A 15,371-nucleotide genomic window follows, 5' to 3' on the forward strand; every position below is an offset into this window, starting at 1 on the left:
GTAAAAAATACAATTAAACCTTTTGCGTTTTTTTAAGTCTTACTGATCTAACTAACCTAATTTTATGACCAAAATTTATTCGTTTGTATTGTTTTTAGCATTTATTTATTCGACAAATGCCCAAAATAATATCGTTGTTAAAGGAACTGTTGTTGATATTAACACGCAGTTACCGCTTGAACTTGCTACCGTTTATTTTACCTCTGTAAAAGATTCCACAATTATTGAATATGCAACTACCGATAAAAACGGGAATTTTATCATCAACACCAAAAAGTACGATAAACCAGTTTTTTTAAAAGTAAATTATACGGGTTTTCAAGATTATTACGAAGAACAAAAAGGACTTACAGAAAGTAAAGACTTTGGAAAACTGTACATGCTTGAAAACGTAAATGCCTTAAATGAAGTGGTAATTAAAACCGAGGCGCCGCCAATTACCATTAAAAAAGATACTTTAGAATTTAACGCGGGCTCTTACAAAGTTCGTCCAGATGCAAACGTAGAAGCATTATTGAAACAGCTGCCGGGATTTGATGTTGACAATACTGGAAAAATTACGGTGAATGGGAGGGAAGTGAATCAGTTTTTAGTGAATGGAAAAACATTTTTTGATAAGGATGGCGCTATTGCGATTAAAAATCTTCCAGCAGATATTATAAAAAAAATTCAGGTTTCTGATTTTAAAACCAAGAAAGAAGAACTCGCAAAACAAGAATCTACTTCAGATTATTCGACTGTAAATATTACCATTGACGAAAAGAAAAACAAAGGATATTTTGGAAAAGTACTTGGCGGATATGGATCAGACGAACGCTATGAAAGCAGTTTGATGATGAATTTTTTCAAGAATAAACAAAAAATCAGCGTTTTAGCTTCTTCAAATAATATCAACTCTACCGGATTTTCAATGGATGAGGTTTTTGATAATATGGGCGGAGGCCGTAATACACGTGGTGGTAATCAAGGTGCCGGCGGAGGCGGAAAGGGAATTACGCAGTCTACTTTAGCAGGAATTAATTATTCTGATGATTGGACAAAGGATTTGGAGTTTATGAGCAGTTATAACTTTACAAATTCTGTTACTAAAAATGATAGTAAATCGAATCAGGTAAGTTTCCTTCCAACAGGAAATATCGTAACCGAATCGGATTCTAAAAACAGAAACGAAAATACTGGAAACAATGTCAATTTTGAACTTGAATATAAAATTGATCCGACAATGAGAATTGTTGTTGCTCCAAAATTAAACCAATCACAATCGAACAGTAATTTATTTTCTTCATCTTCTTCTGAAAATGAAAACGGAGAATTATTAAACGAGAGCAGTGGAACATCACATACAGAAGGTTCGAATACAAATTTTGCTAACAGTATTAATTTCAACAAAGTTTTCGAAAAGAAATCACGAAACCTTAGTGTAGTTTTCAATAATAATAACACTAAAAACGATTCAAACGGAATCAATATTTCGGAAACTATTTTTTATCAAGACGGAAAGCCGAATGATGAAAGAAATCAAAATGCAAAAAATACCTCAAAAAGCGACACGTATTTGATTGATGTAGAATATACAGAGCCGATTACAGATTCGCTTCGAGTACGTTTTGGAACCGATTTTAACTGGCAGAATTCTGTAAATGATCAGAAAACATTTGATTTTGATGAAACGGCTCAGGAATATTCAGATTTAAATTTATCATTGACGAATTACACAACATCTAAACAAAACTCTATTTCTCCAAAGGTTGGAATCAGCTGGCAGAAGAGTAAATTCAGTTTGAATGTAAATTCAAAAACTTCAATTGTAGAATTTGATAATCATTCTTTTTATCTTAATCAAGCAACAGATTTGAATAAAAGATATGCGCTTCCGTACGGAAATGCCCAATTTCGATACAAATTCAATCGTTCCAAGAACTTAACATTTAAGTATGATTATTCCAATGCACTTCCATCTGCAACCCAGTTAATGCCTGTGGCGAATTTAAATAACCCATTAAATAGTGTCATTGGAAATCCAGATTTAAATCCGATTGAGAAAAACAGCGCAGGAATTGATTTTAAGAATTTTGATTTTAGAACTCGTTCTGGTTACAGCGTTTTTATTAAAGGTGATTATTATAATAACGATGTTGTTTCGACTTCAATTTATGATGAAAGTGGAAAAAGAAATACAACCTATGTAAATATTTCAGGAACTTATTCGGCTTCTATTGGAGGAAACTGGAACCAGCAGATTAAAAAAGATGCTCACACTTTAAGATACGGATTACGTTTAAGCGGTAATTATAATTTTGACAAGGGATTTACAAATGCCGAATTATACAATGCAAAATCGATTATCGTAACGCCAAGTGTTTATGCGTCTTATGATTATGGTGATGTGCTTTCGATTGCGCCATCTTACAGCTTATCTTATAATGAAACCCGTTATGAGAATTTTTCAAGAGATGCTACTTCAAATGTTATCCATAGGGTTAATCTGCAGACAACCTCTTACTGGCCGGCAAATTTGATTTTCGGAAATGACTTTGGCTACACTTACAATTCAAACATCTCTGGAGACTTTAAAAAAGATTTCTTTCTGTGGAATACGAGTTTGTCATACGGTTTCTTAGATAAAAAATTATACGCTAAGGTTAAAGTTTATGATGTTTTAAATCAGAATCAGAGTGCTACAAGAACGATTTCTTCAACATCGATTCGTGATGAGGAAAATACTGTTTTAAAACGTTATGTAATGTTTTCTCTAGCCTACAAAATCGGAAACTTTGCCGAAAGCAAAAAAGGAGGAAAGAGACAGCGAGGGTCATGATTTTTTTAGAGGCGCTGAGGTTCTAAGGTTCTGAGGGACTGAGGTTCAAAGGGGCAAAGGCTCAAAGGGACAAAGGGACAAAGGGACAAAGGGACAAAGGGATAATTTTAAAAAACCCGAATCAAATTTTTAATTTGATTCGGGTTTTTTAAAATCTAAAATCTAAAATCTAAAATCTAAAATCTAAAATCTAAAATCTAAAATCTAAAATCTAAAATCTAAAATCTAAAATCTAAAATCTAAAATCTAAAATCTAAAATCTAAAATCTAAAATCTAAAATCTAAAATTAAAAAACCGAAATACATTTTAAATATATCTCGGTTTTAATACTAAACTAATTAACTCTAACCTTACAATGAGTACTTCAACGTAACTCCGTAAGTTCTTTGATCACCTAATACTCCCGCATATTGGCCTGAGTTACCACCAGCTGGCAATAATTGCTCATAGTAGTCTTTATTTAAAAGGTTACGTCCCCAGAAGTGAACAGATAAGCCTTGTCCCGCACGGAAACCTAGACGTGCATTGAAAATTGCATATCCCGCAACAACTAAATATTTTGAAGCTGAAGGACTCGAAGAAAACTCAGAACGGGCATAAGAATCAACAGCTAGGAAAATTTTTCCTGCATTTCCGAAGAATCTTGCGTTGTCTGAAAGTTCTCCACCTAAAGATCCCGCCCATTTTGAAGCACCAGGAAGCGCAGATCCCGAAACATCTTTAAATGATACTGGAGCTCCAGTTTCTTCTAATGGAAGAGGCGCATTTGTAAATTTTACATATTTTCCATCAGTATAAGTTGCAGCACCATTAATTGTTAAATGCTGATTTATAACAAAACTAGCATCTAGTTCTACACCTTGTACTTGCACTTCATCTGCATTCGCAAGATAACCACGGTTAACACCTAATTCAGCTGCCTGAACGTTAGTTTGGAAATCTTTAATATCTGTTTTGAACAATGCAACATTTAAAATCGAATTTTTAAATGGTGAGGTTTTAACACCAACTTCATAATGATATACTTTTTCAGGTTTAATAACGGCAAGTTCTAATAATGGCTGACCAGCTGAATTGGTTGGAAGCCCCGCTACGTTTACACCCACAGGTTTATAACTTTTCGCGAAAGTTCCATAAGCATTGATCCTATCAGACGCTTTAAGAGTAACGGTAATGTTTCCAGAAAAATCTGTATTGTCAATAGCTGAATCAAATGCCTGATCAGAATATACTTGTCTTTTCAAAGCAAGTAAAGCAGGATCTGTTGTTTGTAAACCTCCGTAAGTTGTACGGGCATAATGCGCATCTTTTTTATCAAAGTTATAACGTAAACCAGGTAAAACATGCAGAAAATCAGTAATAGCCCAATCAATTTGACCAAATACTGCAGCACTAGAAGCTCTAATATTTGCATCGGTTTTAATTCCGTATCCTTCAAAAAGACCTGGAGTTCTCCATAAAGCACTAGTTGAACTTTGAGCAAATCTCCATTGCGCATTTCCAGATTCTTCAGTACCATCCGTTTGAGAAGTTTGATCAATAAAGAATACTCCAACAACACCGCTGATTTTAGATGTTAACTGTCCTGCGTAACGAACTTCTTGTGTAATTTGAGTTTGTCTTGTCGGATTTTGAGATTTTGCCAAAACTTGTAATCCTGTAAAGTCTCTATCATTTGAAGGATCCCAATTCCAAAAACGCCATGCAGTTGTTGAGGTAAGAGTTCCGCCTCCAATTTTTGTATCAACATTTAAAGAGAAACCTCCCATATCTTGATTAGAACGCCAAGGAGTATCTTGGTCAATTTTACGATCAAATGCATTTTGGCTTGGCAGCTGATAATTTAAGTCAGCAATAATAGCATCAAATTGACGATAAGCAGCTCTTTGTGTAGGAGCTACACCAGCAATAACTTGTGCATATCCGTCAGGACGCTGTGTTGTAATATCAGCAGCAAATATAACATTGGTATTCACTGTTGGAGTCCAAAGTAATTGTCCTCTAATTCCCTGATTGTTTAATGTATTTGTAGGTCTTCCTGTCGCCACATTATCCACTAATCCATCACGTTGTGTACCAGAGAAAGATATTCTACCAGCAACTTTTTTACCTAAAGCGCCTGTAAGGGAAGCTTTAGCCTGCAAGAAATTATAATTTCCATAACTTACTTCAAAGTCAGCGCCAGAATTAAAACTTGGTTTGCGAGTTGTAATATTAAAAGCTCCAGAAGTTGTGTTTTTTCCGAATAATGAGCCCTGCGGTCCACGTAAAACTTCAATTTGTTCTACATCGATAAAATCAAGTGTTGTAGCAGCCGGACGCGCGTAATAAACACCATCAACGTAGAAACCAACACCTGGATCAATACCATCATTTGTTAACCCAAATGGAGAACCTAAACTTCTAATATTGATACCCGTATTTCTTGGGTTTGAAGAGTAAAGCTGAACAGAAGGAACCAATTCTTTAATACGATTCACGTTAAATGCTCCAGTTTGTTCTGCTTGTTTTCCTGTAATTACAGAAATTGCAATGGGCACATCTTGAACTTTTTCGATACGGCGTCTTGAAGAAACGACAACTTCAACTAGTTCATTTTCTTCTCTTAATGAAACTTGAATTGGATTGGCAGGAATTGCAGTTAATTCAATTTCAGTTGTTTTATATCCAACATACTGAATTAAAAGAGTCAATGGTAATCTGCCTTGCGAGTCAATGATAAATTTACCGCTGTTGTCTGTAACAGCACTATGAGTTGTTCCTTTAATTACTACGTTTACTGCTTCTAAAGGTATGTTTTCACTTGTTGTAATTACACCTTCAACATTTTGTGCAAATGAAATAGAAAAGGTTAAAAAGAATAATAATGTAAAGATATTTTTTATAGATGTTTTCATTTTTATATTAAGTATATATGATTAGTAGAATTTAAAATAAAATTTTTTTAAATCAACACATATACATTATAAATGAATTGCTCTCAGTAGAGGCTGAAAGTCTTTTTGGTTTGTTTTGCAAAAGTTTTGTTACACCTGATTGACTAGAATGTACTTTCATGAGTTAAAATTTAGTAAATGATTAGTTAATTATTTCTGCAAATATAAATATTAATTCTATCGATTTACTAGGAATTAGAAAATATTTTTTTATTTATTTACTAATGAAGCGATTGTGATACCTTCCATAGCCTTCAAAGTTTTGTCTCGAATTAGCATTAAACCGTGGCGCAGACTGCATTCAGACTCGGTTTTACAATCAGAACAAGGCTCGTAAAAATTTAAAGAAGCACATGGCAAGAGAGCTATTGCACCGTCAAATAATCGGTGAATTTCTGCCAGAGTAATATCATTTTTTGATTTAATCAGATAGTATCCACCAAATTTTCCCTGCTTACTACTCACAAAACGGCCACGTTTTAGATCTAATAAAATCTGTTCTAAAAACTTTTTAGGAATATTGGCGCCATCAGCTATTTCTACCGTTCTAGAAATGTGATTTTCGTCTTGTTCTGCTAAATAAAGTAAGGCCTTAAGGGCGTATTTTGCTTTATGTGATAACATCTATATTGAATTGTAAATTGTAAAAATAAGATTTTTTAAACTTGAAACCTAAACTTGATACCGAGACTTCGGGAGAAACCAAAAAAACTTGAAACAAAATAAGTTTACCAGCCTCCGCTAGAACCACCACCAGAGAAACCTCCGCCTCCAAATCCACCGCCGAAACCTCCGCCGCCACCGAAACCACCACCAGATGATCCGCCGCCGAAACCTCCAAATCCGCCGCCGCCGCTTCTTCCAAGATTACTTAGAATAATCACGTCAAGCAGGCTGGGACCGCCTCCGCCATTATTGCCAGAATTACCTCCGCCGCCTCTTTTATTGCGGGCAAGTAAAATTAGAACAATGACTACAATAACAATAAAAGGGAAAATTGGAAAATCTTTGCCTTTAGTTTGTTTGCGTTCGCCTTTAAATTTTCCTTTAAAAACATCAATAATTGCGTCGGTACCTTTATCTAGGCCATTGTAAAAACTTCCAGCTTTAAATTCTGGGATTATAATATTTCGAATTATTGTACCACCGATTCCAGCAGTTAAACGATCTTCGACTCCGTATCCTGGATTAATAGCTATCTTTTTTTCATTTTTAGCTAATAGAATCACAACACCATTATCATCTTGTTTTGTTCCTCCAATTCCCCAAGTCTGTCCCCATTTTGTTGCGAGCTGACTCACATCTTCACCTTTAAGGCTTTCAATAGTAATAACTACAATCTGCGTTGTAGTGGAGTCAGAATAGCGAATGAGTTTTTTTTCTAATTGTTCTTTTTCAGTAGAACTTAAAACATTAGCGTAATCGTAAACAGAAGTTTGAAAACTAGGTTTTTCTGGAATTTCAAATTGTGCGAAAATGATATTACAGGTTAAAAACGATATAAATAAAAGAGTAAACTGAAAAATTCTATTGGAATTTGAGATTTTATTTTTGGAATTTTTCATTATTTATCCTTTTGAGATTTCGTTAGATAATTCGTTTGAGTCGTCTGCTAATGAAGGGAAATATTTTTTCAGTTGTTCTCCAGCGTTTAAAATGCCATCGACAATTCCCTGTTTAAAATTTCCAGATTTAAAATGAGAAGTCATGACATCTTTGGTACAACCCCAAAAATCAGCTGAAACCAAATCGTTAATTCCTTTATCACCGCAAATCACGAAATTTTTATCATCAACTGCAAAATAAAGCAAGACGCCATTCTGCAATCTTGTTTCATCCATTCGCAATTCATGAAAAACTTCTAAAGCTCTATCAAAATGAGCTTTAGAAGTTGTTTTTTCTATATGAACCCTAATTTCGCCAGAAGTATTTTTTTCGGCCATGCGAATAGCTTCAACAATCTCTTGTTCTTCTTCTTTGGTTAAAAAATCTTCTACTTTTGACATGACTAATTTTAGAGTTTAAATGTTGATTTTAGATTATAAATTGTTGTCTAAAATTTTTAGAACTTTACTTCAACAGGTTTGTCTGCTCCAGTAGAAGCTTCGAAATAAGGTTTTTCTTTGTATTCGCTCAAGAACCAGTTGTTTGGAATTTTCAAAACATAACCGTTATAAACTTGTACAGCTTCATTAAAACGAGTTCTAGCCGTTAAAATCTGGTTTTCAGTACTTGCTAATTCGTCTTGCAATTTTAAGAAATTTTCGTTTGCTTTTAAAGTTGGATATTGCTCAACAGAAACCAATAATCTTGATAATGATGAACTTACCCCGCTTTGAGCTTGATTAAATTCTTTTAATTGCTCTGGAGTTACATTACTTGGATCAATTGTTACCGAAGTAGCTTTTGCACGAGCTTCGATTACAGCTGTTAAAGTTCCTTTTTCAAAATCAGCGGCACCTTTTACAGTGTTTACTAAGTTCCCGATAAGATCATTACGTCTTTGGTAAGCCGTTTGAACATTTCCCCATTCTTTATTTACGGCTTGACTGTGTTGTAAAGCAGTATTTTTAATACCAATCGACCAAAATGCGATAATAGCAATAAGTGCTATAATAATTCCTACAGGGATTAACCACTTTTTCATGTTTGTTTTGATTTATGTTTATATCTATTTTTAATTACAATTCGTTTTTGATGTCGTTCAATTGTGTTTTTATCGACTCTAATTTACGTATTATTTCGAATTTATCTAATGTTTTCTTCTGTCCCTCTTTTAAATGTATTTTGGCACCTTCAAGCGTAAAACCTCTTTCTTTGACCAAGTGGTAAATTAACTGAAGATTGGTAACATCCTCCGGCGTGAACATTCTGTTTCCCTTTGCATTTTTCTTAGGCTTTAAAATATCAAATTCGCTGTCCCAAAAGCGTATCAAAGAAGCATTGACATTAAAAGCTTTGGCAACTTCGCCAATACTGTAATATCTTTTATCTTTAGAAAGTTCAATATGCATGATTCGTTTTTTTCTATTTTATTCCAAAAATACTATTTTTTCGTGATATTAATCTAATGATTGATTTTCTTGGTTTGCCATTTGCGAAATTGCCACATATTCTGCCGCAGAAATATTTCCGTAGTAAAAATTTAATGGATTCACCACTTTTCCATCTTTATGAACCTCGTAATGACAATGAGGCCCTTCAGATCTTCCTGTACTTCCAACATAACCAATAACATCGCCTCGTTTGACATGTTGTCCGGGTCTGCAGTTGTATTTGCTTAAATGCGCATACAAACTCTCATATCCAAAACCGTGCCTGATTACAACATGGTTTCCAAAGCCAGACGCTGTGTTGTCAGCTCTTGCCACAACGCCGTCGCCAGTTGCAAAAATTGGAGCTCCTGTGTTGGCAGTGAAATCCATTCCGTTGTGCATTTTTCGCACTTTCGTGAAAGGATCAATTCTATATCCAAAACCAGAAGCAACACGTTTTAAATTTTCATTTTGAACCGGCTGAATCGCTGGAATCGCTAATAATAAATTTTCTTTTGCGCCGGCTAATTTCAATATTTCATCTAATGATTGAGATTGAATTGCCAATTGTTTTGAAAGTTTATCTACTCTTTTAGTAGTGTTTGTAACCAATTGCGAATTATTATAACCTTCTAAAGCTTTGTATCTTTCAGGATTTCTAAAACCTGCTTTTCTTATAGAATCTGGAATTTCAGCTTTATTAAAATAAACTCTGTAAATATTATTGTCTCGTTCTTCCAAAGCATCTGCAGCTTCATCAATTTCGTCCAGTTTTTTATTCAAAATCGAATACTGTAATTTTAAATTTTCAATTTCACGTGCCTGTAAACGATCTTTTGGAGTTTCAAAATAGGGAGTATTAATTAAAAGAACAAAAACTAAAAAGCCAAACAGCGCCGAAGCCAATAAAAACAGTAATGCGTAACCGATTTTAATTCTTTTTCTGGTTTTTATTTTCGTATAAGCCAGATTTTCTGAGTCGTAATAATATTTTACTTTCGCCATATTTTAAAATACGCTATTTTTGCAGCTCGTAAAATAAGTTAGACGAACAAAACACATAAATGTTTCAGTTGCTTACCGCTTTTTTACAAGAACAAATTTAATTAGATAATTGGGGCAATTAGATAATTAGATAATGTATGAATTAATAATTTTATTGTTGCTAACTTAAAGTTTTTTAATTAAAAAATCATATTATTATCACATTTTCAAATTGACAAATTACCTAATTGATTAATTATCAAATTGACACATTTGTAAACAGATACATTTTCTAATTTAAATATGAAATCACAAGACGTACGTAAACAATTTTTAGACTTTTTTAAAAGCAATGGACACCTAATTGTTCCATCGGCTCCTATCGTTCTTAAAGATGATCCAACCTTAATGTTCAATAACTCGGGAATGGCCCAGTTTAAAGAATTTTTCTTAGGGAATGGAACTCCAAAAAGTAAAAGAATAGCCGATACGCAAAAATGTCTTCGTGTGTCAGGAAAACATAATGATTTGGAAGATGTAGGTTTTGATACGTATCACCATACTATGTTTGAGATGCTTGGAAACTGGTCTTTTGGGGACTATTTCAAAAAAGAAGCAATCAACTGGGCGTGGCAGCTTTTGACAGAAGTTTATAAAATTCCTAAAGAAAATCTTTATGTTTCTGTTTTTGAAGGAAGTAAAGAAGACAATGTTCCTTTTGATCAAGAAGCTTGGGATATTTGGAAAACATTAATTGACGAGGACAGAATTATCCTTGGAAATAAAAAAGATAATTTCTGGGAAATGGGAGATCAAGGACCATGCGGACCTTGTTCTGAAATTCACGTTGATTTACGTCCAGAAGCAGAAAAAGCTTTGAAACCAGGAAAAGAAGAAGTAAACAATGATCACCCGCAAGTAGTTGAAATCTGGAATAACGTATTCATGGAATTCAACCGTAAAGCTGACGGATCTTTAGAAAAACTTCCTGCACAGCACGTTGATACCGGAATGGGATTTGAGCGTTTATGTATGGCATTACAAGGTAAAACATCAAATTATGATACGGATGTTTTTACACCGCTTATCGAAAAAGTAGAACAGATTACAGGTTTAAAATATACATCTGACGAGGTAAAAGATATCTCAGAAGAACAAAATAAAACAAACATTGCGATTCGTGTTGTAGTAGATCACGTTCGTGCGGTTGCTTTTGCAATTGCTGATGGACAATTGCCGTCAAACACAGGAGCTGGTTATGTAATTCGTAGAATTTTGCGTCGTGCTATTCGTTACGGATTTACATTTTTAGGTACAAAAGAACCTTTTATCAATAAATTGGTAGAAGTTCTGGCAAACCAAATGGGAGAATTTTTCCCGGAAATCAAATCACAGCAGCAATTGGTTACGAATGTAATTCGCGAAGAAGAAGCTTCTTTTTTAAGAACTCTTGATCAAGGATTACAATTGTTAGAAAATGTAGTAGCAGAAACTACAGGAAAAGAAGTTTCTGGGGCTAAGGTTTTTGAATTGTATGATACGTTTGGTTTTCCAAAAGATTTGACAGCTCTTATTCTAAAAGAAAAAGGTTTCTCATATAAAGAAGAAGAATTTGAAGTTGAATTACAAAAACAAAAAACACGTTCTCGTGCTGCTTCTGAGGTTTCTACAGAAGACTGGAAGGTTTTAATTCCTGGAAATGTAGAAACATTTGTGGGTTATGATAAAACAGAAAACGAAGTAAAGATCACAAGAATTCGTAAAGTTGATTCTAAAAAAGATGGTGTTTTGTACCAAATCGTTTTAGACAATACGCCATTTTATCCAGAAGGAGGAGGGCAGGTTGGTGATAAAGGAACTTTGGTTTCTGCAAATGAAACGATCGAAATCATCGATACTAAAAAAGAGAATAACCTGATTTTGCATTTTGCAAAACAGCTTCCAGAAAATGTAGAAGCAGGTTTTGTGGCAAAAGTAAATACTGAGTTAAGAACATCAACATCTAAAAATCACTCGGCTACGCACTTAATGCATTTGGCTTTGAGAAGTATTTTAGGAACGCACGTAGAGCAAAAAGGATCGTTGGTAAATCCAAATTATCTGCGTTTTGACTTTTCGCATTTCAGCAAAGTTTCAGATGAAGAATTACGTCAGGTTGAAGCAAGTGTAAATGCGCAAATTGAAGCACAATTGCAATTGGTAGAACACAGAAACATTCCGATTAAAGAAGCATTAGATAAAGGTGCAATGGCTTTATTTGGTGAGAAATACGGCGATAATGTTCGTATGATTGAGTTTGGTGAAAGTAAAGAGCTTTGTGGTGGAATTCACGTGAAAAATACTGCCGAAATCTGGCATTTCAAAATCATTTCTGAAGGTGCTGTTGCGGCTGGAATTCGTCGTATTGAAGCGATTACAGGTGATGCAGTAAAAGACTTCTATCAAAATCAAGAAAATACGTTATCTGAAATAAAAGAAACATTAAAAAATCCGCAGGATATTTTAAAATCAGTTGCTTCTTTACAAGATGATAATGCGAAATTGAAAAAACAAGTTGAGCAGTTATTAAAAGAAAAAGTAGGAGCATTAAAATCTGAATTAGAGAAAGATTTCCAAGAAGTAAACGGAGTTAATTTCCTAGCTAAACAAGTTGATTTAAGCATGGCGTCGACTAAAGATTTAGCTTCAGCATTAGGAAGTTCAAAACCAGATTCATTCGTATTTTTAGCTTCTGTTGAAGATGGATTGCCAAATATACATTGTTATATCGCTAAAGAATTGGTTGCAGCTAAAAGCTTAAATGCAAACGCAGTAATCAAAGAATTAGGTAAATATATTGAAGGAAACGGAGGAGGACAGCCTTTCTTCGCTTCTGGAAAAGGTAAAAATGCAAACGGAATTGCGGAGGCTTTGGCTCACGCAATTGAGTTTGTGAAGTAAGTTTTTTTTATCGCACAAAGACGCTGAGTCGCAAAGTTTTTAAGCTTTGCGACTTTTTTTATTTTATAAAAGCTTATTTTTGTAAGTTTATACTTTAATTTTTTTAAAGTATGACCGAAAATGAAATTTCAGCTATTGTAGTGGATATCTGTTATAAAATGCATGTAAAATTAGGACCAGGTTTGTTAGAATCGGTTTATGAAGCGATTTTATATTACGAGTTAACTAAAAAAGGATTAGTGGTAGAAAGACAAAAGGCTCTTCCTGTTTTTTGGGATGACTTAAAACTGGATATTGGTTTTCGAACCGATTTAATAGTTGAAAATAAATTGATTTTAGAAATTAAATCAATTGAAAAAATAACAGAAGTTCATGCGAAACAAATTATGACTTATTTAAAAATTACGCAAATCAAATTAGGTTTACTGATAAATTTTAATGTGCCTTTGATTAAATCTGGTATTACAAGGATTGTTAATAATCTTTAGATTAGGTACAAAATGTCAATCGAAAGAAACTAAGTCAAAATTTTGCGACTCTGCGCCTTTGCACGATTTTTTCTTTCTATAAAAATTAAGATACTTATTAAAAAGCAAAATCGCAAAGCTTAAGAAACTTTGCGACTCTGCGTCTTTGCGCGATTAAAACAATTCTTATTTTCTTTCCCCAATCTGCTGACGCCACATGGCATAATACAATCCTTTCTCAACAATCAGATCATCATGTTTACCTTGTTCAATGATTTTACCTTGTTCCAAAACAAATATTCTATCAGCATGCATTACAGTAGATAAACGGTGAGCAATTAAAACAGTAATTCTATTTTTATCAGAAATGTTTCTAATTGTAGCATTAATTTCTTCTTCAGTAATAGAATCCAAAGCGGAAGTCGCTTCATCAAAAATCAATAAATTTGGATTTCTAAGAATCGCTCTGGCAATAGATAAGCGTTGTTTTTCTCCACCCGAAACTTTGATACCGCCTTCGCCAATTGTAGTATTTAAACCATCTTCGGCACGTCTTAAAAGTTTGTCACAGCTTGCTCTTTTTAGGGCATCGTATAAATCTTCGTCGGTTGCATTTGGCTTAACGAATAACAAGTTTTCACGAATTGTTCCTGAGAATAATTGGGCATCCTGCGTTACGAAACCTAATTGTTTTCTTAAATCGAGTAAATCAATATCAGTTGAATCAATATCGTTATATAAAACCTGACCTTCGGCTGGGGTGTATAATCCGACCAATAATTTCACTAAAGTTGTTTTTCCAGAACCAGACGGACCCACAAATGCTACGGTTTGGCCTTGTTTAATTTCAAAATTAATATTTTCAACCGCTTTAAATTTGGCTGTTTTATGCTGAAAACTCACATTTGAAAATAATAAGGATTGAATAGCTCCCACATGTTTTGGATTTTTTGGACGGAATTCTTTTGGAGCACTCAATAAATTCTTGAAGTTTTCCATAGAAACTTTAGTTTCATTAAGGGCAATAATAAAATTTCCAAGCTCTTGCAGAGGACCAAAAATGAAAAATGTAAAAAAGACCATTGTAAGCAAATCGCCCACAATAATTTTTCCGCCAAATAGAAAGTAGTATAAAGTAAAAACAACACAAGTTCTTAAAAAGTGAACTGTTGTTCCTTGAATAAAACTCAAACTTCTAATAAATCGAACTTTCTCTAGTTCTAACTGAAGAATTTTAAACGTATTTAAATTCAAACGTTTTTCTTCCTGATAGGTTAAGCCAAGACTTTTTACTAGTTCTATATTTCGTAAACTTTCTGTCGTTGAACCTGCCAAAGCATTGGTTTGGTTGACGATTTTTTTGGAAACAATTTTAATCTTTTTTCCTAAATATGAACTTACCAAAGCAATAATCGGAGCAGTAATTAAAAAGATAATCGAAATACGGAAATCAATTCGGGCAACATAAATAATTACAAATATGAATCCGATAATAGTTTGAAAAATCAGAGAAATAGAAAGCGTAATTAATTTTTCAGAATCGATTCGAACTTTAGTCAGTTTGCTCAAAGTTTCGCCGCTTCGCTGGTCTTCAAAGTCTGCATAAGGTAAATCAAGTGATTTTTTTATTCCATCAGTATACATTTGTGCACCAGTTCTTTGGATGACAACATTCGTGAAATAATCCTGAAAGTTTTTGGTTATTCTGGAAATCATGGCCGCACCAAGCGAAAGACCAAGCCAGAAGGATAAAGATTTGATGAAACCAGTTGGATTTCCTGCGTATTTGTGTAAACCAACTCCGCAATCCTGCATTAATTTACCGGTAATAATAGAATCTGATAAACTGAAACAAATGTTAATGGAAGCCATAATCAAAGCAAAAAACAGTAGCATTTTATGTTTGATTATATAAGAATATAATAATTTCATAAGTGAATTTTAATTTATGCGAGATGCAAAAGTAATGAATAGTTTGAGTTAGTGAAGTTGATTTATGTTATTAAAAACCTAATATGATCGATTATCTTTAAGCTTTCATTTTTGGATTAATCAATTTCAAACAAAGCCTCCGTCTTTCAATGTTTGCTTTTGTTTGAGATTATGTCTTAATGTGTTATTTTTCTGTCTTTTAGGAGTCATTATATTTTTATCAGGGAATTATTATTGCAAAATAATTTAATAAAAAAA

General features: G+C 33.6%; 11 protein-coding genes. 3 read left to right on the forward strand and 8 right to left on the reverse strand.

What is annotated here, in order from left to right; all coding sequences use genetic code 11:
- Positions 1-64 precede the first annotated feature (64 nt).
- Positions 65-2,818 (forward strand): outer membrane beta-barrel protein, encoded by a 2,754-nt coding sequence (locus HYN86_RS08965; protein ID WP_113677721.1) that lies wholly within the window; start codon positions 65-67, stop codon positions 2,816-2,818.
- 351 nt (positions 2,819-3,169) lie between these two features.
- On the opposite strand, the gene HYN86_RS08970 is transcribed toward HYN86_RS08965, so the two are convergent.
- The 7 genes from HYN86_RS08970 to HYN86_RS09000 form a co-directional block, all read right to left on the reverse strand.
- Complete coding sequence (locus HYN86_RS08970; protein WP_113677722.1) at positions 3,170-5,716, reverse strand: TonB-dependent receptor; 2,547 nt, start codon at positions 5,714-5,716, stop codon at positions 3,170-3,172.
- A 249-nt stretch (positions 5,717-5,965) separates the two neighbouring features.
- A complete protein-coding gene (locus tag HYN86_RS08975; RefSeq protein ID WP_057117104.1) occupies positions 5,966-6,379 on the reverse strand; it encodes an RrF2 family transcriptional regulator in 414 nt (137 codons plus the stop codon).
- Between the two features lie 104 nt (positions 6,380-6,483).
- Positions 6,484-7,320 (reverse strand): TPM domain-containing protein, encoded by an 837-nt coding sequence (locus HYN86_RS08980; protein ID WP_113677723.1) that lies wholly within the window; start codon positions 7,318-7,320, stop codon positions 6,484-6,486.
- A gap of 3 nt (positions 7,321-7,323) precedes the next feature.
- Positions 7,324-7,761, reverse strand: coding sequence for a TPM domain-containing protein (locus HYN86_RS08985; RefSeq protein ID WP_113677724.1), 438 nt, complete (start codon positions 7,759-7,761; stop codon positions 7,324-7,326).
- Positions 7,762-7,817: 56 nt separating this feature from the next.
- Complete coding sequence (locus HYN86_RS08990) at positions 7,818-8,402, reverse strand: LemA family protein (RefSeq protein ID WP_095953569.1); 585 nt, start codon at positions 8,400-8,402, stop codon at positions 7,818-7,820.
- 34 nt (positions 8,403-8,436) lie between these two features.
- On the reverse strand, positions 8,437-8,769 hold the full coding sequence (locus HYN86_RS08995; RefSeq protein WP_026730479.1) for a MerR family transcriptional regulator: 333 nt from the start codon (positions 8,767-8,769) through the stop codon (positions 8,437-8,439).
- Between the two features lie 48 nt (positions 8,770-8,817).
- On the reverse strand, positions 8,818-9,795 hold the full coding sequence (locus HYN86_RS09000; RefSeq protein WP_113677725.1) for a M23 family metallopeptidase: 978 nt from the start codon (positions 9,793-9,795) through the stop codon (positions 8,818-8,820).
- Between the two features lie 282 nt (positions 9,796-10,077).
- Here HYN86_RS09000 and alaS point away from each other — a divergent pair, with 282 nt between their 5' ends.
- Together alaS and HYN86_RS09010 are read left to right on the forward strand one after the other, a co-directional pair.
- Positions 10,078-12,714, forward strand: coding sequence for an alanine--tRNA ligase (gene alaS, locus HYN86_RS09005; protein WP_113677726.1), 2,637 nt, complete (start codon positions 10,078-10,080; stop codon positions 12,712-12,714).
- Positions 12,715-12,824: 110 nt separating this feature from the next.
- Positions 12,825-13,202 (forward strand): GxxExxY protein, encoded by a 378-nt coding sequence (locus HYN86_RS09010; RefSeq protein WP_113677727.1) that lies wholly within the window; start codon positions 12,825-12,827, stop codon positions 13,200-13,202.
- Positions 13,203-13,367: 165 nt separating this feature from the next.
- On the opposite strand, the gene HYN86_RS09015 is transcribed toward HYN86_RS09010, so the two are convergent.
- Positions 13,368-15,113, reverse strand: a complete 1,746-nt coding sequence (locus HYN86_RS09015; protein WP_113677728.1) for an ABC transporter ATP-binding protein — start codon at positions 15,111-15,113, stop codon at positions 13,368-13,370.
- Positions 15,114-15,371: the final 258 nt, after the last annotated feature.

The organism is Flavobacterium fluviale (assembly GCF_003312915.1).
Classification (GTDB): domain Bacteria; phylum Bacteroidota; class Bacteroidia; order Flavobacteriales; family Flavobacteriaceae; genus Flavobacterium; species Flavobacterium fluviale.

Coding starts and splice junctions, on each gene's coding strand:
- HYN86_RS08965 (WP_113677721.1), top strand. CDS start 65: ATGACCAAAATTTATTCGTTTGTATTGTTTTTAGCATTTATTTATTCG.
- HYN86_RS08970 (WP_113677722.1), bottom strand. CDS start 5,716: ATGAAAACATCTATAAAAAATATCTTTACATTATTATTCTTTTTAACC.
- HYN86_RS08975 (WP_057117104.1), bottom strand. CDS start 6,379: ATGTTATCACATAAAGCAAAATACGCCCTTAAGGCCTTACTTTATTTA.
- HYN86_RS08980 (WP_113677723.1), bottom strand. CDS start 7,320: ATGAAAAATTCCAAAAATAAAATCTCAAATTCCAATAGAATTTTTCAG.
- HYN86_RS08985 (WP_113677724.1), bottom strand. CDS start 7,761: ATGTCAAAAGTAGAAGATTTTTTAACCAAAGAAGAAGAACAAGAGATT.
- HYN86_RS08990 (WP_095953569.1), bottom strand. CDS start 8,402: ATGAAAAAGTGGTTAATCCCTGTAGGAATTATTATAGCACTTATTGCT.
- HYN86_RS08995 (WP_026730479.1), bottom strand. CDS start 8,769: ATGCATATTGAACTTTCTAAAGATAAAAGATATTACAGTATTGGCGAA.
- HYN86_RS09000 (WP_113677725.1), bottom strand. CDS start 9,795: ATGGCGAAAGTAAAATATTATTACGACTCAGAAAATCTGGCTTATACG.
- alaS (WP_113677726.1), top strand. CDS start 10,078: ATGAAATCACAAGACGTACGTAAACAATTTTTAGACTTTTTTAAAAGC.
- HYN86_RS09010 (WP_113677727.1), top strand. CDS start 12,825: ATGACCGAAAATGAAATTTCAGCTATTGTAGTGGATATCTGTTATAAA.
- HYN86_RS09015 (WP_113677728.1), bottom strand. CDS start 15,113: ATGAAATTATTATATTCTTATATAATCAAACATAAAATGCTACTGTTT.